At 65.1% G+C, this 20403-nt stretch carries 19 protein-coding genes; 8 read left to right on the top strand and 11 right to left on the bottom strand.

The features are described from left to right. Window positions 1–518: 518 nt before the first annotated feature. On the bottom strand, window positions 519–1553 hold the full coding sequence (locus H8B02_RS03975; RefSeq protein WP_229164964.1) for a D-alanine--D-alanine ligase family protein: 1035 nt from the start codon (window positions 1551–1553) through the stop codon (window positions 519–521). Next, the gene (locus tag H8B02_RS03970) at window positions 1550–2578 is read right to left on the bottom strand and encodes a putative zinc-binding metallopeptidase (RefSeq protein WP_229164963.1); all 1029 of its coding nucleotides are present in this window, start codon (window positions 2576–2578) and stop codon (window positions 1550–1552) included. Before H8B02_RS03970 ends, H8B02_RS03975 begins: the two co-directional genes overlap by 4 nt. A 249-nt stretch (window positions 2579–2827) precedes the next feature. On the opposite strand from H8B02_RS03970, the gene H8B02_RS03965 reads away from it, so the two are divergent. Then, window positions 2828–3265, top strand: a complete 438-nt coding sequence (locus H8B02_RS03965; RefSeq protein WP_229164962.1) for a styrene oxide isomerase — start codon at window positions 2828–2830, stop codon at window positions 3263–3265. A gap of 20 nt (window positions 3266–3285) precedes the next feature. Here the strand turns inward: H8B02_RS03965 and H8B02_RS03960 are convergent, their stop codons facing one another. The 7 genes from H8B02_RS03960 to H8B02_RS03930 form a co-directional block, all read right to left on the bottom strand. After that, a complete protein-coding gene (locus H8B02_RS03960; protein ID WP_229164961.1) occupies window positions 3286–4569 on the bottom strand; it encodes an RNA polymerase sigma factor in 1284 nt (427 codons plus the stop codon). An 85-nt stretch (window positions 4570–4654) separates the two neighbouring features. Next, entirely contained in the window at window positions 4655–5041 is a 387-nt protein-coding gene (locus H8B02_RS03955) for a YciI family protein (RefSeq protein WP_229164960.1), read from the bottom strand. 176 nt (window positions 5042–5217) lie between these two features. Next, a complete protein-coding gene (locus H8B02_RS03950; RefSeq protein ID WP_229164959.1) occupies window positions 5218–5913 on the bottom strand; it encodes an AprI/Inh family metalloprotease inhibitor in 696 nt (231 codons plus the stop codon). Then, window positions 5913–6896: a 2-hydroxyacid dehydrogenase gene (locus tag H8B02_RS03945; RefSeq protein WP_229164958.1), complete on the bottom strand. Its 984-nt coding sequence runs from the start codon at window positions 6894–6896 to the stop codon at window positions 5913–5915. Before H8B02_RS03945 ends, H8B02_RS03950 begins: the two co-directional genes overlap by 1 nt. Beyond that, a complete protein-coding gene (locus tag H8B02_RS03940; protein ID WP_229164957.1) occupies window positions 6896–7684 on the bottom strand; it encodes an ABC transporter permease in 789 nt (262 codons plus the stop codon). The genes H8B02_RS03945 and H8B02_RS03940 overlap by 1 nt, the downstream gene beginning before the upstream one ends. After that, window positions 7681–8484, bottom strand: a complete 804-nt coding sequence (locus H8B02_RS03935; protein WP_229164956.1) for an ABC transporter ATP-binding protein — start codon at window positions 8482–8484, stop codon at window positions 7681–7683. The genes H8B02_RS03940 and H8B02_RS03935 overlap by 4 nt, the downstream gene beginning before the upstream one ends. 16 nt (window positions 8485–8500) lie before the next feature. Continuing rightward, the gene (locus tag H8B02_RS03930; protein ID WP_229164955.1) at window positions 8501–9532 is read right to left on the bottom strand and encodes an ABC transporter substrate-binding protein; all 1032 of its coding nucleotides are present in this window, start codon (window positions 9530–9532) and stop codon (window positions 8501–8503) included. Between the two features lie 145 nt (window positions 9533–9677). Between H8B02_RS03930 and H8B02_RS03925 the strand changes: the two genes are divergently transcribed. Both H8B02_RS03925 and H8B02_RS03920 read left to right on the top strand, forming a co-directional pair. After that, complete coding sequence (locus tag H8B02_RS03925; protein WP_229164954.1) at window positions 9678–10484, top strand: creatininase family protein; 807 nt, start codon at window positions 9678–9680, stop codon at window positions 10482–10484. 148 nt (window positions 10485–10632) lie between these two features. After that, the gene (locus H8B02_RS03920) at window positions 10633–10896 is read left to right on the top strand and encodes a hypothetical protein (protein WP_176528638.1); all 264 of its coding nucleotides are present in this window, start codon (window positions 10633–10635) and stop codon (window positions 10894–10896) included. 118 nt (window positions 10897–11014) lie between these two features. Here the strand turns inward: H8B02_RS03920 and H8B02_RS03915 are convergent, their stop codons facing one another. After that, the gene (locus tag H8B02_RS03915) at window positions 11015–11284 is read right to left on the bottom strand and encodes a metal-sensing transcriptional repressor (protein ID WP_050403822.1); all 270 of its coding nucleotides are present in this window, start codon (window positions 11282–11284) and stop codon (window positions 11015–11017) included. Between the two features lie 337 nt (window positions 11285–11621). Here H8B02_RS03915 and H8B02_RS03910 point away from each other — a divergent pair, with 337 nt between their 5' ends. The 5 genes from H8B02_RS03910 (at window position 11622) to H8B02_RS03890 (ending at window position 18060) form a co-directional block, all read left to right on the top strand. After that, window positions 11622–11912 carry a hypothetical protein gene (locus tag H8B02_RS03910; protein ID WP_229164953.1) on the top strand — a complete coding sequence of 97 codons (291 nt, stop codon included), beginning with the start codon at window positions 11622–11624 and terminating at the stop codon, window positions 11910–11912. 175 nt (window positions 11913–12087) lie between these two features. Beyond that, the gene (locus tag H8B02_RS03905; protein ID WP_229164952.1) at window positions 12088–13731 is read left to right on the top strand and encodes an NRAMP family divalent metal transporter; all 1644 of its coding nucleotides are present in this window, start codon (window positions 12088–12090) and stop codon (window positions 13729–13731) included. After that, complete coding sequence (locus H8B02_RS03900) at window positions 13728–13967, top strand: hypothetical protein (protein ID WP_229164951.1); 240 nt, start codon at window positions 13728–13730, stop codon at window positions 13965–13967. Before H8B02_RS03905 ends, H8B02_RS03900 begins: the two co-directional genes overlap by 4 nt. 308 nt (window positions 13968–14275) lie before the next feature. Further along, on the top strand, window positions 14276–16270 hold the full coding sequence (locus H8B02_RS03895) for a carbohydrate porin (RefSeq protein ID WP_229164950.1): 1995 nt from the start codon (window positions 14276–14278) through the stop codon (window positions 16268–16270). A gap of 314 nt (window positions 16271–16584) precedes the next feature. Further along, window positions 16585–18060 carry an FAD-dependent monooxygenase gene (locus H8B02_RS03890; protein WP_229164949.1) on the top strand — a complete coding sequence of 492 codons (1476 nt, stop codon included), beginning with the start codon at window positions 16585–16587 and terminating at the stop codon, window positions 18058–18060. Between the two features lie 177 nt (window positions 18061–18237). Here the strand turns inward: H8B02_RS03890 and H8B02_RS03885 are convergent, their stop codons facing one another. Further along, the gene (locus tag H8B02_RS03885) at window positions 18238–19863 is read right to left on the bottom strand and encodes an FMN-binding glutamate synthase family protein (RefSeq protein WP_229164948.1); all 1626 of its coding nucleotides are present in this window, start codon (window positions 19861–19863) and stop codon (window positions 18238–18240) included. Window positions 19864–20403: the final 540 nt, after the last annotated feature.

The following is a 20403-nucleotide window of genomic DNA, read 5'->3' as shown; positions in this document are numbered from 1 at the left end:
ATGGCGACGAACATGGTGCCTCCTCAGTCTTCTTGTTGGTCTCTTGATGCCAGAGACTTCTTTCCCGCCGGTGAGGAAAGCTGGTTGCCGCAACCTTGAAGGCATTGGTAAGCGAGCCGTTTACGCAAGCTTCCGTTCATGAGTTGGGAACCGTATCGGCCGATCGGCCAGCGCGCTAAACGCGCGGTTCACCGAGACCGGGCATTGTTCGCCTCAATCAAGAAGGCACAATCATAATGCCGATTTTCAGGACGATCCTTGTTGTCGCATCGATTTTTCTTGCCGTTTTGTACGTCTACGATGCCTGCCGCAGCGACGGCTTGCTCAGGGCGACTCCCGTGAGCGACGTGATTGCACGGCGCTGGCCGGAATCGGATGCGTTTCGTCCGGAGGCGGCACCCGCTCCCGCAACCACGGCCGCAGCGACGCCGGCGGCGCGCGTTAGGGAAACGTTTGCGATGTTCATCCCCAGGGACGCGCGACGCCACGCGCTGCAGCGCAGCCTTTAACGCTCCGATTCAGCCCAAGGATACGCCGGCCTTAGCGCGGCTGATCCCGAGCGCCACAATGCGATTCAACAGAACCGGATAGTCCAGTCCGTCATGCCCGGCGGCTGTCGCGAACTCCTGGCTCTTCGCGATTTCGGGGTTGGGATTGGCTTCAATGAAATACGGAACGCCGTTGGTGGACAGGCGGAAGTCGATGCGTGCGTAGCCATCGAGCCCCAGGGTCCGGTAGATGCGTTTCGCCAGCCGTTGAATATGGGCGGACAGTTCCGGCGTAAGATCCTCGGCCGGCCCGTCCACAATTCCGATGCGCTCCTGATAGCTGGTATCGTGCTTGACCTTTTCGGTGGCGATCTGGCGCGCAGCGGGGCCGCCCATGCTGCCGAACTTCAACTCCCAAACCGGCAGGACCCGCAGCCTGTTGTTGCCGATCACGCCGACATAGAGCTCGCGTCCCTCGATGAACTGCTCGGCGATCGCGGCCGTTCCGATCCGCTCATGGATGAAGGCGACGCGCTCCGCGAGCTTCTCGTCGGTATCGACGATCGACGCCTGCGAGATGCCGAGCGATCCATCGCTGCTCAGGCTCTTGACGATCAGCGGCAGCGCGAGCCGCGGCGGCCGCTTGACCTTGCGGCGCATCGGGAACACGGCGAAGGCCGGCACCGGGATGCGGCGGTGATGCACCAGCGTCTTGGACAGATCCTTGCCGCGCGCCAGGATCAGGCCGCGCGGATTGCACCCGGTATAGGGGATCTTCATCAACTCGAGATAGCTCGCGATGTGCTGGTCATACACGACGTCGTAGTGAAACTCCTCCAGCAGCGTGAACACCACGTGCGGCTTGAAGCCCTCGATCTCGTCGCGCACCGGCTTGATTTCCTCCTGCACGCCGAGCGGACGCACCACATGGCCGGCGGCGCGCAGGGTACTCACCACGTCGTATTCGGTTTTCCACTCGTTGATTTCCCGCGCGGAGTATCCGTCGCTGGAGTCCGGCGGCACACAGTCCGGGTGCATCAGCACCAGAATGCGAAAGTGTTTCATAGCGCGATCCATTTGCGGCGCGACGGGCCGAACAGCGCGTGCATGGTCTTGGCTGTCAGCAGGATGGTGAAATTGGTCACCAGCTTCTGCTCGGGGCCGACGGCACGCAGGTTGAGCTCGCGGCAGCGCAAGATCATGTCGTCGAGCACGGCATCGAGCGTCAACTGGTTCTCGCCCGTCCACCGTGCGACCAGCTGCCTGATCTGGGCGCGGTGCCGCCTGATGAAGGACGCAGCCGGCGGATGCCGGTGATGCCGCGGATCGGCAGAGAACAGCTTGGACAGATCGCGGTCGTAGGTCTTCGGCGGCGTGAAGGCGTAGAACGCCTGCTTCTTCTTGTAGTGCTCGCCGAGCGTCTGCTTGAGCGTATGCAGCGGATCGACCCGCTCGCGCGTCGTCAGCAGCGGCCGCTCGCCGGCAATCTCGCCCATCAGCTCGTCGACATATTCGAGCTTCTTCAGCGCCGGCCATCCGGCATACCGCGTCCGCCAGTTCGAGCGCGGCCGCAGCCACACCGCGAAGGTCTCGGCGAAATCCTCGTCCGGATGGCTCTGCGCGTACCACAGCCTGAGATGCTGGACATAGTTGCGGCTGGCCGGATTGGGCCGATAGTAGCGCGGATAGTGTTGCGACGACGGGCCGAACAGCTGCTGCCAGCGCCGGCGGCGCTGCAGCTGGTAGCCGTGCTGTATGGCGTGCCCCGCCTCGTGGCGGAGAATGGCCATGCACTCGGACCACGAGGCGCCCTCGACGTCGAGCATCATCTTCTTCTCGAGCTTCATCAGGCGGGGATGGGCGAGATAGAAGGGAATGGCGATGCCGGGCACATCGGCCGGGCTGAACCATTCGCTCGAGATCCATGTGTGCGGCCGCAGCCGGATGCCGCGCTCTTCGAGCTCTTCGTAGAGCGTACTGACACAATCCGCGAGCCAGGTGCCTTCGACCGCAACCCTCAGACTGCTGAGGCGCTGCTCGAGCAACTGCGCATCCGTGAGCTTCGCCCAGGCATATTTGCGACGCGGCATAGGCTTCCAAAGTCAAAAACAAACCGGAATCGGGATGGTGTCATAGGTTGCCGCCGGCAACAACCGCCGAGCCTTCGCGGATGGCGAGCCCCGGTCCGCGCAGCCTTGCGCTGGCCCGGCCCGCGCGCGTCCGCGGCAGGGTCGGCGGGACACCGAGAGCCCAGGCCACGGGTCCGGATCGCCGGCGGGCGCCTTCGTACTTTCTGCTATGATCGGCCGATTTTCAGGCAAGCTATTTGAGAGGCGAGAATGGATTATCGGCGGCGTCTGCTTTTTCATGGCATGGCCCTGTTCCTGATCGGGCTGTTGACCGGCCTTCTCGAGCAGCACTTCAGCAATGTGCGGATGGCGCTCGCAGCGCATCTCGAAGGCGTGATGAACGGTACGTTCCTGCTCGCGGTCGGCGCGATCTGGAGCGAGATCAGGCTGTCACCCCGCGCGAGCGTCGCAGCCTACTGGGCGCTGCTGTGCGGGACATACGGCAACTGGGCCGTGACGACGCTCGCCGCCGTGCTCGGAACCGGCGCACTTTCGCCGGTCACTGCGGCCGACCGTGGTGCCGCGCCGTGGCAGGAAACGCTGGTGACCGCCGGGTTCATCTCAATCGGTCTTGCGATCATCGCAGCATCGATCCTGCTGTTGTGGGGGCTGCGCGGCAAGGCTGCCCTTGCCCATGACGCGAGATAGCTCCTCCTGACTTTCCGTCGTCAGCGCTGGCCGTGATCCTGCGCGGCGCGTGCCGCGACCGCGGCGCGCCGCTTGAGGAACTCGCGCTCGCGTGCGTTGCCGGCCAATGCGGCGGCGGCCTCGAACGCGGTGTGCGCCTCCGCGAAACGGCTCAGCCGTTGCAGCAGATCGCCGCGCACGCTCGGCAGCAGATGATAGGCTTTCAGCGCCGGCTCGTCCGCGAGACCGTCGACGATCGCAAGCGCCGCAAGCGGTCCTTCGGCCATGCCGATCGCGACCGCGCGGTTGAGCTCGATCACCGGCGAATCCAGCAGCGCGGCGAGGTCGCCGTACAGCGCGGCGATGCGGCGCCAGTCGGTCGCGTCAGGCGTGTCGGCCTCGGCGTGGCATGCGGCGATCGCGGCCTGCAGCGCGTAGAAGCCGCCGGCGCCGCCGAGCTCGCAGGCACGCGCCAGCGCCAATTGCCCGCGGCGGATCTGCAGACGATCCCACAGCGCGCGGTTCTGGTCCATCAACAGGATCGGCTCACCGGCCGCGTCGGTGCGCGCCGCCATCCGCGAGGCGTTGAGTTCCATCAGCGCCAGCAGGCCGTGCGCCTCCGGCTCCTGCGGTGCGATCGAGCTCAGCACACGGCCGATGCGCAGCGCCTCGTTGCAGAGCTGCGGCCGCAGCCATTCGCCGCCGCTTGCCGCGGTATAGCCCTCGTTGAAGATCAGGTAGACGACCTCGAGCACGGAGGCGAGCCGCTCCGACAGCGCCTCGCCGCGCGGCGTCTCGTAGGCAAGACCGGATTCGGACAGCGTGCGCTTGGCGCGCACGATGCGCTGGGCGATGGTCGCCTCCGCCTGCAGGAAGGCGCGCGCGATCTCCTCGGTGGTAAGACCGCAGATCATCCGAAGCGCTAACGCGGCGCGGACCTCGCGCGACAGCAGCGGATGGCAGGCGGTGAAGATCAGCCGCAGCAATTCGTCGCCGATATCGTCGTCGAGCGCGGAATCGAAGTCGGGCATGGTCTCCTGCTCCCGCACCAGATCATGCGCAAGCATGCCGTGCTTTTCGGTCAGCATGCGGTTTCGCCTGATATGATCGAGCGCACGCCGCTTGGCGGTCGCCATCAGCCAGGCACCCGGCTTCTCCGGCACGCCACTGAGCGGCCAGTGCTCAAGCGCCGCGATCAGCGCTTCCTGGGTCAGATCCTCGGCGAGCGGCACGTCGCGCAGCATCCGCGACAGGCTGGTGATCAGCCGCGGCTGCTCGATGCGCCACACAGCAAGAATGGTTGCCTGGATGTCGGCGACCGTCATCGCCGCCGACCTGAGGTCTTATCCTGTCGCGTTTTCCTCACGCGAACCGGTGTCCGCTTCGCTCGAAAACGCTCCGGTCTGCGCATCAGGCGCAGGCGGACACATCGACCTGGCAGGCGCCGTCGACGCCCGGGGTGGCGAAGGGGCGCACCTCGCAGGTGCCGTCCCAGCCTGGCATATGCTCCTTGTGCAGTTGCATGAACTCGACGGCGGCCGCGACGGCCTCCTCCTTGCTGCGCAGCTCGAAGATGGCGTAGCCGCCGATCATCTCCTTGGTCTCGACGAACGGCCCGTCGATGACATTGAGCTTGCCATCGGTGATGCGTACCTGGGCGCCCATCGCGACCGGCAGCAGACCGCCGGTGTCGATCATGCGGCCCGCCTTGATTTCCCGCTCGGCGAGCTTGCCCATCGCCTCCATCAGGGCCGGCGTCGGCGGGCGCGGTGGCTGGGAGGAGGTGACGATATACATGAATCGCATCGGAAAACTCCTATAGGGCGAGAAGCGGCGATGATCGCCGCAAAATCGGCTCGCTATGGGGGACGACGATCCGGCGGCGGCCGGATCGACATGGGGTCGGGAATTATTTTGGAGGTATTCGCCGAAATTTGCCATGCTCCGGCTTGTTCCCGCCGGGACGCCGCGAATTACTGCTCCCGCAGCATGATCAGCGGGTCGGCGCTGTCGGGGACGCGTCGCCATTGGGCGTTGTCGTCGGCCTCGAACTGCCAGGTCTCGCCCTTGGGCGACATCAGGATCATCTGGCCGTGGTCGAGCCGCCACAGCGTCGGATTGAAGGCTACGACCGCGGGATCGCATTTGCCTTTCAGGAACAGCTGGAAATTGTCGTTGCCGGCGTCGGTGTTGGTCAGCACCAGGGCGCAGATCGCCTGGCCATTGCCGCGGACCATCGACCAGTCGCCGATCATCTGGTCCATCGACTTGGCGAGCGCGCGGGCAGCTGCGAGGTTTTGCAGGATGTAGACGCCCTCGTTGGTGCGCATGCCCTCGAAGATGCCGGTCTCGACCTCGGTGAAATCGATCACGGCGTCGCCGGCCGCATTCTGCAGCCGCACGATGTCGCCGAGGCCTTTGATGCTCCAGCCCGTGATGTCCTTGGTGAAAGGCAACGCGGCGGCGCAGGCCGGCTCGAGCTCGAGCTTGAAACCTTGCGACGTCGCATCGCTCTTCAGCGTCACGACGCAGGTCTTGCTGCGCTCGGTGGTGGCGAGCTCCCACTGACCGATCATGTCCTTCTTCAACGTCGAGGCGTCCTGCGCGGCTGCCGGGCCGCAGGCGGCCAGCAGCACAAGCAGCACGACATTGAAGCGGGACAGGGACATCAGCGCCCCTTCACCGGCGTTTCGGCAACCGGCGTCAGCGGCGGCTTGCCGGCGAACCAGTTCTTGATGTTGTCGACCACGAGCTGGTCCATCGCATTGCGCGTCACCACCGAGGCCGAGCCGATATGCGGCAGCAGCACGACGTTCTGCATCGCCTTCAATTCGTCCGGCACGTTCGGCTCGGCCGCGAACACGTCGAGGCCGGCGGCCAGGATGGTGCCGGATTTCAGCGCCGCGACCAGCGCCGGCTCGTCGACCACGGAGCCGCGCGCGACATTGATCAGCACGCCGCGCGGGCCGAGCGCCTTCAGGACGTCGGCGTTGATCATCTTCGCCGTCGAGGCGCCGCCCGGCACAATGACGATCAGGGTGTCGACCGCCTTCGCCATCTCGATCAGATCGGGATAGTGCTTGTAGGCGACGTCCTTGGACGGATTGCGCGAATGATAGGACACCGGCACGCGCGAGGCCTCGAGCCGCCGCCCGATCGCCTGGCCGATGCGGCCCATGCCGACGATGCCGATCTTGCGGTCGCGCAACGAGCCGACGCTGAGCGGATAATTCTGGGTCTGCCACAGGCCGGAGCGCACGTAGCGGTCGGCCTTGACGAATTCACGCAGCGTCGCGATCAACAGCCCCATCGCGACGTCGGCGACCTCCTCGGTCAGCACGTCGGGCGTGTTGGTGACGACGATATTGTGATCCCGCGCATAGCCGGAATCGACATGGTCGTAGCCGACGCCGAAGCTGCCGACGATCTCGAGCTTGGGAAACATCGCCATCGCGGTCTTGTCGGTCGCCATCGTGTGATAGGTGACGGCGATGCCGCGGACCTTGGCCATCGCGTCGGGCGTCAGGCGCTCGAGGTCGCCGCGGCTCTCGGCCCGGTGCAGCACGTATTGATCGGAAAAGCCGTTTTCGAGGATTGGCCGGATCGGTCCATAAACCAACAGATCGATCTTTTCGGAAGAAATCGGGGCCATCAATTGTCCTTTCCTAACGCGCTTTCATGCCAACGCCGCAACAGAAGGTGCGAAACTAGCGCCAGCACCCCATAGATGACAATCCCGGCCAGCGATAGCAGCAGAAGTGCTGCGAACATGCGGGGAATATTCAGCCGGTAGCCCGATTCAGCGATCCGGAAGGCAAGACCCGAGCCGGCGCCGGCGCTGCCCGCCGCGATCTCCGCCACCACGGCGCCGATCAGCGACAGGCCACCGGCGATGCGCAGGCCGCCGAGGATATAGGGCAGCGCCGCGGGCAGCTTCAGGAGCAGCAGCGTCTGCAGTCTCGAGGCGCCATAAAGTTGAAACAATCCGGCGAGGTTGCGATCGACCGAGTTGAGGCCGAGCGTCGTGTTCGACAGCACCGGAAAGAACGCCACGATCCAGGCGCAGACGATCACCGCGGTCTGCTGCTGCAGATAGATCAGGAGCAGCGGCGCGATCGCGATCACGGGCGTGACCTGCAGCACCACCGCGTAAGGGAACAACGAATATTCCAGCCATTTCGACTGGTTGAACAACAGCGCCAGCACGACGCCGCCGACCGCGGCGGCGACGAAGCCTTCCAGCGTGGTCAGGAGCGTGACGCCGAGCGATTGCGACAGCACCGGCCAGTCCGCAACCAGCGTCTTCAGCACCAAAAGCGGGCTCGGCAGCACATAGGGCTGGATGCCATAGGCGCGGACGACGGCTTCCCAGAGCACGAGGCCCGCGGCAAACACCGCAAGCGGAAGCAGAAAGCGGACAAGGTCCTGCGGAGACTTCATGCGCCCACCTGCCCCGCGTAAGACGGCGCCAGCGCGGCCGAGACCTCGCGGCAGAACGCGGCATATTCGGCCGAGGTGCGGAACTCCTCGCTGCGCGGCTCGGGCGAGGTGATACGAAATTCGGCGCCGATCCGGCCCGGACGCGCCGTCATCACGATCACGCGCTGCGAGAGATAGACCGACTCGAACACCGAGTGCGTCACGAAGATGACGGTCTTGTGCAAATTGCGCCACAGCGACAGCAGGTCGTTGTTGAGACGAAAGCGCGTGATCTCGTCGAGCGCCGCGAACGGCTCGTCCATCAGCAGGATATCGGGATCGGTGACCAGCGCGCGCGCCAGCGATACCCGCATCTTCATGCCGCCGGACAATTCGCGCGGATAGGCGGCCGCGAACTCCGCCAGCCCGACCTGATCGAGCGCCGCCTCGATGCGCGCTTCGGCGTCAGTCGCCGGCGCGCGGGCGAGCTTCAGCGGCAGGCGGACATTGTCGCGCACATTGGCCCACGGCATCAGCGTCGGCTCCTGAAACACGAAGCCGATCCTGTGGCTGCCGCGCGGCTCAACGCCGTGATGGGCAAGCTCGACCGTACCGGCGCTTGGGGTGGCAAGCCCCGCAATGAGGCGCAGCGCGGTGGATTTGCCGCAGCCGGAGGGGCCGAGCAGCGAGACGAACTCGCCGTGTCTCACGTCGAGATCCAGCGGCCCTAGCGCCATCACCCCGCTGTCATAGGTCTTGGTGACGCCGCGCAGGCGCACGGCCCATCCGGCATCAGGCCCAGACAACGCAGACTCCGCCATCGCGCGTCCGCACCCGTCAGTTCTTCGGCCTGAGCTCGACGCCGACCGCCTTGTTGACGAAGCGCAGCGTGTAGCCCTGGCGATAGTCGATGGTGCTCTTGACCACGCCGGCGCGCACCATCTTGTCGAAGAAGCTCGCCATCCGCTCGTCGGTCATCGCGCCGATGCCGTTCTTGATGGAATCACCGGAATCGACGATGCCGTGCTCGCGCATCTTGGCGACACAATAGGCCAGCAGCTCGTCGTTCATCTCGGGATTGAGCTTCTTGATCATTGCATTGCCGGCCGAGTTGTCGCCGTAGACGTAAGTGTACCAGCCGACAACAGAGGCATCGACGAAGCGCTGCACGAGGTCCGGCTTCTTGTCGACCAGGTCGCGGCGGGTCTCGATCAAGGTCGAATAGGAGTTGAAGCCGTAGTCGGCAATCAGCAGCACGTTCGGCTTGAAGCCGGCGGCTTTCTCCACCGCAAAGGGCTCCGACGTGACATAGCCCTGCATCGCGGTCTGCTTGTTCACGATGAAGGGCTGCGGGTTGAAGGTGTAGGGCTTCACCTTGTTCTCGTCGAAGCCGTATTCGGATTTCAGCCACTGGAAGTAGCTGGTGATGCCTTCCTTCGAGATCAAAAGCGTCAGCGGCTTCAGATCCTCGATCTTGCTGACCTTGACCTCGGGATGGGTCAGGAAGACCTGCGGGTCCTTCTGGAACATCGCCGCGACGGCGACCAGCGGCACGTTGTTGGTGACGGCGTCGAAGGTCTGCAACGAGTTCGCGCTCATGAAGAAGTCGAGCTTGCCCGCGATCAAGAGCATGCGGTTGTTCTCGTTGGGACCGCCGGGCACGATTGACACGTCGAGGCCGTATTTCTTGTAGGTGCCGTCGGCGAGCGCCTGGAAGAACCCGCCATGCTCGCCCTCGGCGACCCAATTGGTGCCGAACGAGACCTTGTCCAGAGTCTGCGCCCGCGCCGGGAGGAGGCCTGCGGAAACGCCGAGGGTGGCGGCCAGAAGGGCCGTGGTTAACGCTCGCGGCAAAAAGGCCGGGATCATGGTTGGACTCCGTCGATCATTATGGCCCATGATGGAAGGCGGGAAGACGTGGACCGCGCCCGGAGACGCGAACGCCTCACTGATGTTAAACAAACTAGCCCGCAAATCCATCCCATGAAACGCTTGTATTGAAACGACTGCCTTGATGACTTCTCAGCTACCGCCCCGTGACTGGACCGCCATCCACTGGCCCGACCTCGCCGAGGGTGCGGCCGCGCGCTGGATCGCGGTGCTGCCGCTGGGCGCGACCGAGCAGCACGGGCCGCATCTGCCTGTTGGAACCGACGTCATGATTGGCGAGGCGTATCTGGCGCGGGTTCAGGAGCTGCTGCCGGCGGCCATCCCGGCGACGTTCCTGCCCCTGCAGCCGGTCGGCATCTCCACCGAGCACATCGATTTTCCGGGCACGCTGACCCTGCCGACCAAAGTCGCGCTGAACAGCTGGATGGCGCTCGGCGAAAGCGTGGCGCGCGCCGGAATCAAGAAGCTCGTGTTGGTGACGAGCCATGGCGGCAATTCCGCCGCGATGCAGCTCGTGGCGCAGGACCTGCGCGCGCAACATGGCATGCTGGTGGTGACCACGAGCTGGTCGCGCTTCGGCACGCCCGACGGGCTGTTCGATGCCGACGAATTGCGTCATGGCATCCATGGCGGTGCGGTCGAGACCTCGATCATGCTGGCGAAGTATCCGCGACATGTGCGCAACGATGCGATCGCGGATTTCAAGCCCGCGAGCGTGCAGATCGAGAAGGACCACCGCTTCCTGTCGACCCAGCGGCCGGCGCCGTTCGCCTGGCAGACGCAGGACCTCAATCCGAGCGGCGCGATCGGCGATGCAACCAAGGCCTCGGCCGAGAAGGGCGAGAAGCTGCTCGAGCACGGTGCGCGCGCGTTCTGCGAGCTGCTGGCCGACGTCGACAGGTTCGATCCGGGCGTATTTCGCGCCAGCTGACCCGGAATTCCTTCGTCCGGCGAGAGGCCGACGAAACAATCCACGAAACCATATTTCCGGCACGGCCTTCGAACCGGAACCGAAAAGCCTCCGTCCAACGGGCATGCGGACCACACCGGCGCCGCGCTCAAACAGGATGGAGTATCCCATGTCGATCAAGACCAAGTTTGCCGCCCTCGCCCTCACCGCGCTCGCCGTGACCGGCACCATCGCGTCCACGACGTCGCAGGCCGAAGCCAAGCCGTATGGCTGGGGCTGGGGCGTTGGCGCGGGCCTCGTCGGCGCCGCCATCGTCGGCAGTGCGATCGCGGCCAGTGACGGCTATTACGACGGCGGTTATCGGCGCTGCGCCTGGGTGCGCCAGTTCGACGCCTACGGCAACTACATCGGCCGCGTGCGCTCCTGCTACTGATCGACGGGATTTTTTAAAAGGCTGCGGATCCTGCGTTCGGCACGGGTCCTCATCCACCCCGTGTCGCACACGACCCGTCCGGTGATCCCCCGGGCGGGTCAATTCTTGAACGCGGCGATCACAGATACTTGGCGATCAGCCGGAAGTCGCGCAGCACGTTGCGGCCCTTCGGGCCCGATGCCTTCAGCGTCTCTTCCAGGCTGTGGCCGATGTGATCGTGGATCAGCGCCTTCTTGGCGCTCTCGATCGCACTCTCCACCGCCTGCAATTGCTGGGCGATCTGCGCACAGGGCCGGCCCTGCTCGATCATCTCGACGATGGTCTCGAGATGGCCGTTGGCGCGCTTCAGGCGCCGGGCAATCGCTGCGTGCGGATGGTCGTCTGACATTCGGTTCTCCTATCCTCCCTGGAGGATAATCGTGATCCTCCCCGGAGGATAGCAGAATCGGCTTGACAGGCCATTGTGGCAGGCGTAGTGCCCAATTGTTGGAACATGCGTTCCGCACCGGGGTCTGACCCCGGACATCAACCCGACCACGAGCCAACACAGAAGGCACATGGGCAGTAGCAACTCAGGCGACAGTAGACCGCTGACGGGACTATTGACGCCGCAACACAGCAAGACTGATCGCGCAGATTTCGCCTGCGTGGATGGGTGGTCACGCCTCACGTAACCGCCTGCTCCTCACCGGCCTGCCGCGCGACAGCGGAAGTGGAGGTGAGCGATGTTCGAAAAGCTCGCAAAATTCCGGCCGTTTCAGCTCCAGCGCGTTGCGCCGTGGACGATTCCGGCCACCTATTCCAATGACAACCTGCCGGGTTTTCGCCGCCCGGCGGATCGCCGGCGTCCAACCCCGGCCTGTCATTGGATCCTGATCGACGGCCGCCTGGAGTGCCGGTGGAGCGTCGACGACACCAGCGGTGATTTCGATCATCAGCGGCGCGTGGGCCGGCATCTTGGCCCGCGCGCGACAACTGCGCGTCGCGCCGCGGCAAAGCCGCGGCTGTGCGCTTAGGAGGCCAATATGGACGAAGGACCTAGTCGTCCCGTTGCGCGCCATTGCGGCGCGGCAGCGGGATTCTCGACCTGCATCACACCTGGAAACGCCGCTGCTCACGGTAGCGGAGACGTGCGCGCCTGACGGTCCGCGTCCCTCTTGCCGTGCCCAAAGGGCGGCGAGGAGACGCGATATGACCGAGACCAAGTCCACCCAAACCGCCATTCTCGACACCGCGCATGCCGGCGACATCCACGGCGCGCTCGGCAGCATCGCGCGGGACGACACCGCACCGCGCGCGACATTGCTGGCCCGGTTGAAGACCCTGCTCGCGATCGTCGGCCCCGGCCTGATCGTGATGGTCGGCGACAACGATGCCGGCGCGTTCGGCACCTATACCCAGGCCGGTCAGAACTACGGCACCACGCTGCTGTGGACGCTGCTGCTTTTGATCCCCGTGCTCTACGTCAACCAGGAGATGGTGGTACGGCTCGGCGCCGTCACCGGCGTCGGCCATGCGCGGCTGATCTTCGAGCGCTTCGGCAGGTTCTGGGGCGCGTTCAGCGTGATCGATCTGCTGGTGCTGAACGCGCTGACCATCGTCACCGAGTTCATCGGCATCACATTTGCGCTTCATTTTCTCGGCGTCTCGCAGTTCTGGGGCGTGCTGGCCTCGGCTGTTATCGTGATGCTGGCGGTCTCGACCGGAGACTTCCGCCGTTTCGAGCGCTTCGGCATCGTGCTGGTCGCAGGCAGCCTGCTGCTGCTGCCTGTGATCCTGATGGTGCATCCGCCGGTCGGGCAGATCGCGGCTGATTTCTTCGTGCCGAAGATGCCGCAAGACGCCAAGCTGAGCGAGGTGATGCTTTTGATCGTCGCTATCGTCGGCACCACGGTGGCGCCGTGGCAATTGTTCTTCCAGCAGAGCTACATCGTCGACAAGCGGATCACGTCGCGCTTCATCCGCTATGAGCGGATGGATCTGTGCATCGGCATCGTGCTGGTCGTGGTCGGCGCCGTGGCGATGATCTCGTTCTGTGCCGAGGTGTTCGCCGGAAAGCCCGAATTCGGCAATTACACCGACGCGTTGGGAACCGCGGTCGGGTTAGAGAAATATGCCGGCCGGCTGCCGGCGGTGCTGTTTGCCCTCGCACTGCTGGATGCCTGCATCATCGGCGCGGCCGCGGTCGCCCTCTCGACTGCCTATGCGATCGGTGACGTGTTCGCGGTCAAGCACTCGCTGCACCGCAAGCCGTGGGATGCGAAGGGCTTCTACGGCGTCTATTGCGGGCTGATCATGCTCGCCGCCGTACTGGTGCTGACGCCGGGCACGCCACTCGGACTGTTCACCAACGCGGTGCAGACGCTGGCCGGCGTGCTGCTGCCGAGCGCGACCGTGTTCCTGCTCTTGCTGTGCAACGACCGCCACATCCTCGGGCCCTGGATCAACTCTGTCAGGCTGAACCTGTTCACGGGCGCGGTGGTGGCGGGCCTCGTGATGCTGTCGGTGATCCTGACTGCCGCGGTGCTGTTCCCGGACCTCAGCGAGCAATGGATCATCGGCATCCTGGCCGGCGGCAGCCTGCTTGCGCTCGCGGTCACCGCGGCCGTCAAGCTGTACGAAATGTTGTCGCACGGTCGCGCGTCCTCCCGCTTCACGCACAAGCCGCCGCTGTTCGACCGCGACACCTGGCGGATGCCGCCGCTCGACTGGCTGCCACCGGCGCGGCTCAGCCCGTTGAGCCGGATCTGGATGCTGGTGCTGCGCGGCTACCTCGTCGTCGCTGCCGGCCTCGTGCTGCTGCGCATCGTCCAGTTCGCCACGGTGGGGGCGTGACCGCGCTTGGCCGCGGCCGGAGATGGGGCGCGATCGTGTTGCTCAGGCTGGCAAGCGCCATCCTGCGCGGCGCAAGCGCGCTCTATCAGCGGCGTGTGATTTCAGGCGCCGACCTGCGGACGGCGCTGTCGATGGCGCGATGCGTCGAACGGGCCGGCGCGAGGGTCGTGCTGGGCAGCAGCTCGCAGCAGGCATTCATCAAGACAAGGGACGAAGACAATGGTGGCCTCGATTGAACGGTCGGTTCTCGACCGATTTGCCACAGATGCGCGGTCGATCGCAGCGGATGAGGCTCACAGGCTGGGGGTGTTACGCGACTGTCATAGTGGCGTGCAAATCGGAGAGGTATCCCCCCGCGCCTCAGTTGCTATTGCGAATTACTTGCAACAAGCCGTGGGGGATGCTAGGTGCTGATCTGGCTTTGGATGGGACGACACGGATCGGACCGGGGACGGCGGGCGATGAATTCAAATCTCGGGTGGCAAGTGGCCGCCAAATCTGCAATGCCGGGCAAAATCGCCAACCGTTCGCGGAAAGCCGCGTCATGACCTGCGTCCGTCTCTTCCGGGTTCGGATCGCCGCCGGCGCAGCGCTCGGCGCGGCGGCATTCGGCACGCCGGCGTCCGCGGCCGATATGGCCGTCAAGTCCCCCGCCGCCAAGGCGGTCTACAGCTGGACCGGCTTCTACGTCGGCGGCCATGTCGGCTATGGCGACGGCAGCCTCGGTCCCGATACCAATCCGCTTCCCTTGCAGGGCGTCTTCTTTCCTCACACTGTTACGGGAGGGATCGGCGGCTTCCAGGTCGGATACAATCACCAGTTCGCAAACCGCTTCGTGCTCGGCGTCGAGGCCGATGCGACATTCGTGGGCCCGGTCGATCTGCCGCGGCGCACGCTCGGCCCATTCAATAGCTCGATCGACTATGTCGGCACCGTGCGCGGCCGCGCCGGTTACAGCTTTGGTAGCTGGATGCCGTACATCACGGGTGGCTTCGCTTGGGGACGCAGCCAGGTCAGGGTCAACGATGCCGCCGGCAACGTGATCTCGGAGCCCGGCCAGTATCAGACCGGCTGGACTGTCGGCGCCGGCGCCGAATTTGCGCTAAGCGGCAATTGGACGGCCAAGCTCGAATACGACTACGTCGACCTGTCGCGCCGCACGCTCGGTCTCAACGATTTCGGCATGCCCGGCGTCAGTATCGACCCGCGGCTGCATCTGCTGAAATTGGGCCTGAACTACCAGCTCGGCGATTCGCCCTGGTCGGCGACGCCGACGCGGTCCGTGCTGCCGGACTCCAGCGACTGGAGCGTGCATGGGCAGACCACGCTGATCGGTCAGGGCTATCCGTCGTTCCGCGCGCCCTATGGCGGCACCAACAGCCTTCCGGGCGCGGGGCAAGCGCAACAAACCTGGACCACGACGGCGTTTCTCGGCGTGCGGCTCTGGGAAGGCGGCGAGCTCTATTTCAATCCGGAGACCGCGCAGGGCTTCGGCCTCAACGGCACGCTCGGCCTCGCCGGTTTCCCGAACGGCGAGGCTCAGAAGGCCGGCGCGGCGTTCCCGAAGATCCGGCCGCAGCGCTACTACTTCAAGCAGACCTTCGGCTTCGGCGGCGAGCAAGAAGACGTCCCCGACGGTCCCAACCAGATCGCGGGCAAGCGCGACATCGACCGCCTCACGGTCGTCGTCGGACGCTTTGCGGTCGGCGATTTCTTCGACGGCAATTCCTACGCCAAGGACCCACGCGCGGACTTCATGAACTGGGCGATGTGGGCCTCGGCCGCCTACGACTTCCCGGCCGACCTGCCCGGCTATACCCGCGGCGCCGTGGTCGAGCTCAACCGCAAGGACTGGGCGGTGCGCGCCGGCGTATTCCAGGTGCCGAATGCACCAAACACCGACGTGCTGATCTCCAACGCCAACAATGGCGGCGCGGTGGTGGAATTCGAGGGCCGCTATTCGATCTTCGATCAACCCGGCAAGCTGCGCGTCGGCGTGTTCGGCAACCGCGGCAACACCGGCAATTATCGCCAGGCGCTCGCGATCGAGGACGCCAACCCCGGGCTCGACATCAACGACGTGATGGCCGGTATCCGCAAGGACAACACCAAGTACGGCTTCTACCTGAACGGCGAGCAGCAGATCGCAACCGACGTCGGACTGTTCGGCCGCCTGAGCTGGAACGACGGCCAGAACGAGATCCTGTCGTTCACCGACGTCGACCGCAGCGTCTCCGGCGGCGTGTCGATCAAGGGCAGCTATTGGGGCCGGGCGAACGACACGATCGGCATCGGCGGCGCGGTCAACGGGCTGTCGTCAGCGCATCGCGACTACCTCGCCGCCGGCGGCCTGGGTCTTCTGATCGGCGACGGCGCGCTCAACTACAGTCCGGAGCGGATCTTCGAGACCTACTATGCCTACCAGGTGAACAAGAGCCTGACGCTGACCGCGGACTATCAGTTCATCACCAACCCCGCCTACAACGCCGACCGCGGCCCGGTGCACATCTTCTCCGGCCGCATCCACGGCGAGTTTTGAGCGATCACGTAGCCCGGATGCAGCGCAGCGCAATCCGGGATCTGCTCTCTCGTCGATAGAGCGGCCCCCGATTTCGCTTCGCTGCATCCGGGCTACGAAGCCTCACCGTCATTGCGAGCGCAGCGAAGCAATCCACAGCTCCGGGCACGCAGAAGCATGGATTGCTTCGTCGCTTCGCTCCTCGCAATAACGGCTGAATTGGTTCGGGCAACAAAAGCCCTCTCCCCACTCAAATATATGTAGACCCCCCGGGCTTGCCGCAAGCCCGGGGTCATCCCGTAGAACGCGCGCCCAATCGAACGGAGGAGTGCGCGATGCGGGAACATGCTGTGGTGATTGCCGGCGGAGGGCCGACCGGGCTGACGCTGGCTTGCGAGCTGGCGCTGGCCGGCGTTGACGTTGCGATTGTCGAGCGGCGCGAGAATCCGGACCTGATCGGCGCGCGGGCGGGCGGTCTGCACGCGCGCACCATCGAGGTGCTCGACCAGCGCGGCATCGGCGACCGCTTCGTCGCGCTGGGGACGCGCCATCCGGCGGTGCTGTTCCACTCCCATCTGGTTCCGCTCGAGATCAGCGACTTCCCGACCCGGCGCAATTTCACACTGGGGCTGCGGCAGAACCATATCGAGCGCGTGCTCGGCGAATGGGCCGAACAACTGGCGGTGCCGATCAAGCGGGGGCGCGACGTGACCGGCTTCACGGAGGACGACGATGGCGTCGACGTCGCGCTGTCGGATGGCCAGGTGCTTCGGGCACGGTATCTGGTCGGCTGCGACGGCGGCCGCAGCATCGTCCGCAAGGCGGCCGGCATCGAATTCGCCGGATGGGATCCGACCAAGAGCTGGCTGATCGCCGAGGCCGAGATATCAGACGAACCGGAATGGGGCTTTCGCCAGGACGACGCCGGCATCTATGCCATCGGCAAGGTGGAAGACGGCGAACGGGTGCGGCTCGTGCTGACCGAGCGGCAACTCGGCACGGACAGGGAGCCGACCCTGGGTGACGTCAGCGAGCGGCTGGCCGCCGTGTACGGCACCGATTTCGGCATCCACAGCCCGGTCTGGATATCACGGTTCACCGACATGACCCGGCAGGCGGTGACCTACCGCAAGCAGCGCGTGCTGCTGGCCGGCGATGCAGCTCATGTGCATCCACCGATGGGCGGACAGGGCCTCAATATCGGCGTGCAGGACGCGGTGAACCTGGGCTGGAAGCTCGCCCAGGTGGTCAAGCTGACATCGCCGGACGGCCTGCTCGACAGCTATCAGGCCGAGCGGCATCCCGTCGCGGCCCGCGTGCTGCGCAACACCATGGCGCACGTCGCGCTCAGCCGGACCGACGCGCGCAGCAAGGCGCTGCATGAGATCGTCTCCGAACTGCTGCGCATGGATGAGCCGCGCCGAAAATTCGCCGCGATGATGTCGGGCCTCGACCTGCACTACGATCTCGGCGATGGCCATCCGCTGCTGGGACGCCGCATGCCCGATCTCGATCTGGTGACGACGAGCGGCCCGCTGCGGGTCTTCGCGCTGCTGCACGGCGCGCGGCCGGTGCTGCTTAACTTTGGCGAGCCCGGCGGCTTCGACATCGCGGGATGGGCTGACCGGGTTCAGCTGGTCGATGCCGAGTATGTCGGCACGTGGGAGCTTCCCGCGCTCGGAACGGTTGCGGCACCCGGCGCGGTGCTGGTCCGGCCCGACGGCTACGTGGCGTGGGTCGGAGACCGAGGCCAGTTAGGCCTCGCCGAGGCACTGACCAAATGGTTCGGCGCGCCTGGCAGTGCAGAGTGAGCGTAGCCCGGATGGAGCCACCGGATCCGTCTTCTCCTTCCCCCTGAAAGGGGGAAGGTCGACATGGGGGTCAGCCACAGGCGGCGCTGCTTGTGGAGAGAGCTGATCCCCACCCGCTTTGCTCTGCGAGCAAAGCGACCTCCCCTTTTCAAGGGGAGGTTGGAGCATTCGTAGCCCCTACCCCGCCGGCTGGAACGAATCCGCGCGCGCCATCGCCCAGGCGTCGCGGAAGCGGGGATCCTGGGTGCCTTCGAGCAGCTCGCCCGGGCGCAGCGCCGGATAGAGCTGTGCGAAGGTGCGGACGTCGGTGGTCGAGCTCCGCTGCGAGAAGTGGATCGGGCGCAGATCCTTGGTGTGCTCGAGGCCGGCGGCAGCCAGCAGCTCGGTCAGCGCGTGCAGGGTCGAGTGGTGGTAGTTGTACACGCGCTCGATCTTGTCCGGCACGTAGAGCGCGCGGTTGCGGATCGGGTCCTGCGAGGTGACGCCGGTCGGGCAGCGATCGGTGTGGCAGCTCAGGGACTGGATGCAGCCGAGCGCGAACATGAAGCCGCGCGCCGAATTGCACCAGTCGGCCCCGATCGCCATCGCGCGCGCCAGGTCGAAGGCGGTCGCGATCTTGCCGGAGGCGCCGATCTTGATGCGATCGCGCGCGCCGATGCCGATCAGCGCGTTGTGGACGAAACTGACGCCCTCGCGCATCGGCATGCCCAGATGGTCCATGAACTCGAGCGGCGCGGCGCCGGTGCCGCCTTCATTGCCGTCGACCACGATGAAGTCGGGATAGAGCCCGCTCTCCTTCATCGCCTTGCAGATCGCCAGGAACTCCCAGGGATGGCCGATGCACATCTTGAAACCAGCCGGCTTGCCGCCGGACAATTTGCGCATCTGCGCCACGAATTCCATCATCTGCAGCGGCGTCGAGAACGCCTTGTGATAGGCCGGCGAGATGCAGTCCTCGCCCATCGGCACGCCCCGAATCTTGGAAATCTCCTCGGAGACCTTCGCGGCCGGCAGCACGCCGCCATGGCCGGGCTTGGCGCCCTGGCTGATCTTGAGCTCGACCATCTTGATCTGATCGTCGCCGGCGACGCTTGCGAACAGCTCCGGATTGAAGGTGCCGTCGCGGTTACGGCAGCCGAAATAACCGGAGCCGACCTCCCAGATGATGTCGCCGCCCATCTCGCGGTGATAGGGGCTGACGCCGCCCTCGCCGGTGTCATGGGCGAAGCCGCCCTTCTTGGCGCCGGCATTCAGCGCCCGCACCGCGTTCGGGCTGAGCGCGCCGAAGCTCATCGCCGAGATGTTGAAGACCGAGGCCGAATACGGCTTGGTGCAGTCGGGGCCGCCGATGGTGATGCGGAATTTCTGGTCGGCACGCGGCTTCGGCGCCACAGAGTGGTGCATCCACTCATAGCCCTCGCGATAGACGTCCTCCTGGGTGCCGAACGGCCGCTTGTCCAGCACCATCTTGGCGCGCTGATAGACCACCGCGCGGGTGTCGCGGGAGAACGGCATGCCGTCCTTCTCGCTCTCGAAGAAATACTGCCGCATCTCCGGGCGGATTTCCTCGAGCAGGAAGCGGACATGCGCCGAGATCGGGTAGTTGCGCAGCACGGCATGGTTCTTCTGCGTCAGGTCGCGGATGCCGAGCAATGTCAGCGCGCCGAAGATCGCCAGCGGGATCACAACGATCTTGAAAACCTTGTGGTCGAAAATCCCGACCAGCAGCAGAAGCGCGGTGACGACGGCGCAGATCGTCAGCACGATGAAGCGCGGCGAGAACGGAAGCAGCATCGTATCCATCAAATCCCTCCGGTCTGCCTTGAATACCCTGTCGGCCGTAAGCTAATCCAACTCGCGGAACAAGTGCACTACGGTTATACGGCCGAGCAGTCACAGATGTGACAACCGCCCGGATGGGCGGGTACGGCACCAGTCAAATTGAAACGAAATCGCCTTTTGCAGTGCAACGCAGTGGAGCTCCACAAAGACTGCGCCCCCTCCCCCGCCTGCGGGCAGGGCGCACTGCCAAAATATCGAAAACAACCCCATGCAAAGTAGCCGGCGGACACGGCAACTTGACTCGTCGGGCAAATCAGCGGCATTCTTCCATTATCCAGAAATCGTACAGACGCCTGCGGCTATCGCATATGGGAAAGCCCTGCTGCGTCGCTTGCCTGCGGCCATCCTTCGAGACGCCCGCCGTTGAGTCCGCGGCCCCTCCAACACGTCGTCCCTGCCTAGTGCGCAATTGCGCACGGGAGCAGCGACCCATACGCCGCGGCGGACCTTGTTGCAGGGACTCGTCGTTCCAGGATCGCCCAATAATTGGCATTTGTGGTT

Source organism: Bradyrhizobium altum, assembly GCF_020889705.1.
Classification (GTDB): Bacteria; Pseudomonadota; Alphaproteobacteria; order Rhizobiales; family Xanthobacteraceae; genus Bradyrhizobium; species Bradyrhizobium altum.
The sequence above is the reverse complement of the archived record's forward strand: the minus strand, read 5'-3'. Positions and strand labels throughout refer to the sequence as shown.

Excerpts from the sequence above, each read along its gene's own strand:
- H8B02_RS03975 (WP_229164964.1), bottom strand. The coding sequence starts at position 1,553 with ATGAAACACTTTCGCATTCTGGTGCTGATGCACCCGGACTGTGTGCCG.
- H8B02_RS03885 (WP_229164948.1), bottom strand. The coding sequence starts at position 19,863 with ATGGATACGATGCTGCTTCCGTTCTCGCCGCGCTTCATCGTGCTGACG.
- H8B02_RS03960 (WP_229164961.1), bottom strand. The coding sequence starts at position 4,569 with ATGACGGTCGCCGACATCCAGGCAACCATTCTTGCTGTGTGGCGCATC.
- H8B02_RS03905 (WP_229164952.1), top strand. The coding sequence starts at position 12,088 with ATGACCGAGACCAAGTCCACCCAAACCGCCATTCTCGACACCGCGCAT.
- H8B02_RS03965 (WP_229164962.1), top strand. The coding sequence starts at position 2,828 with ATGGATTATCGGCGGCGTCTGCTTTTTCATGGCATGGCCCTGTTCCTG.
- H8B02_RS03895 (WP_229164950.1), top strand. The coding sequence starts at position 14,276 with ATGACCTGCGTCCGTCTCTTCCGGGTTCGGATCGCCGCCGGCGCAGCG.
- H8B02_RS03925 (WP_229164954.1), top strand. The coding sequence starts at position 9,678 with ATGACTTCTCAGCTACCGCCCCGTGACTGGACCGCCATCCACTGGCCC.
- H8B02_RS03955 (WP_229164960.1), bottom strand. The coding sequence starts at position 5,041 with ATGTATATCGTCACCTCCTCCCAGCCACCGCGCCCGCCGACGCCGGCC.
- H8B02_RS03945 (WP_229164958.1), bottom strand. The coding sequence starts at position 6,896 with ATGGCCCCGATTTCTTCCGAAAAGATCGATCTGTTGGTTTATGGACCG.
- H8B02_RS03910 (WP_229164953.1), top strand. The coding sequence starts at position 11,622 with ATGTTCGAAAAGCTCGCAAAATTCCGGCCGTTTCAGCTCCAGCGCGTT.
- H8B02_RS03930 (WP_229164955.1), bottom strand. The coding sequence starts at position 9,532 with ATGATCCCGGCCTTTTTGCCGCGAGCGTTAACCACGGCCCTTCTGGCC.
- H8B02_RS03935 (WP_229164956.1), bottom strand. The coding sequence starts at position 8,484 with ATGGCGGAGTCTGCGTTGTCTGGGCCTGATGCCGGATGGGCCGTGCGC.
- H8B02_RS03970 (WP_229164963.1), bottom strand. The coding sequence starts at position 2,578 with ATGCCGCGTCGCAAATATGCCTGGGCGAAGCTCACGGATGCGCAGTTG.
- H8B02_RS03950 (WP_229164959.1), bottom strand. The coding sequence starts at position 5,913 with ATGTCCCTGTCCCGCTTCAATGTCGTGCTGCTTGTGCTGCTGGCCGCC.
- H8B02_RS03915 (WP_050403822.1), bottom strand. The coding sequence starts at position 11,284 with ATGTCAGACGACCATCCGCACGCAGCGATTGCCCGGCGCCTGAAGCGC.
- H8B02_RS03940 (WP_229164957.1), bottom strand. The coding sequence starts at position 7,684 with ATGAAGTCTCCGCAGGACCTTGTCCGCTTTCTGCTTCCGCTTGCGGTG.
- H8B02_RS03890 (WP_229164949.1), top strand. The coding sequence starts at position 16,585 with ATGCGGGAACATGCTGTGGTGATTGCCGGCGGAGGGCCGACCGGGCTG.
- H8B02_RS03920 (WP_176528638.1), top strand. The coding sequence starts at position 10,633 with ATGTCGATCAAGACCAAGTTTGCCGCCCTCGCCCTCACCGCGCTCGCC.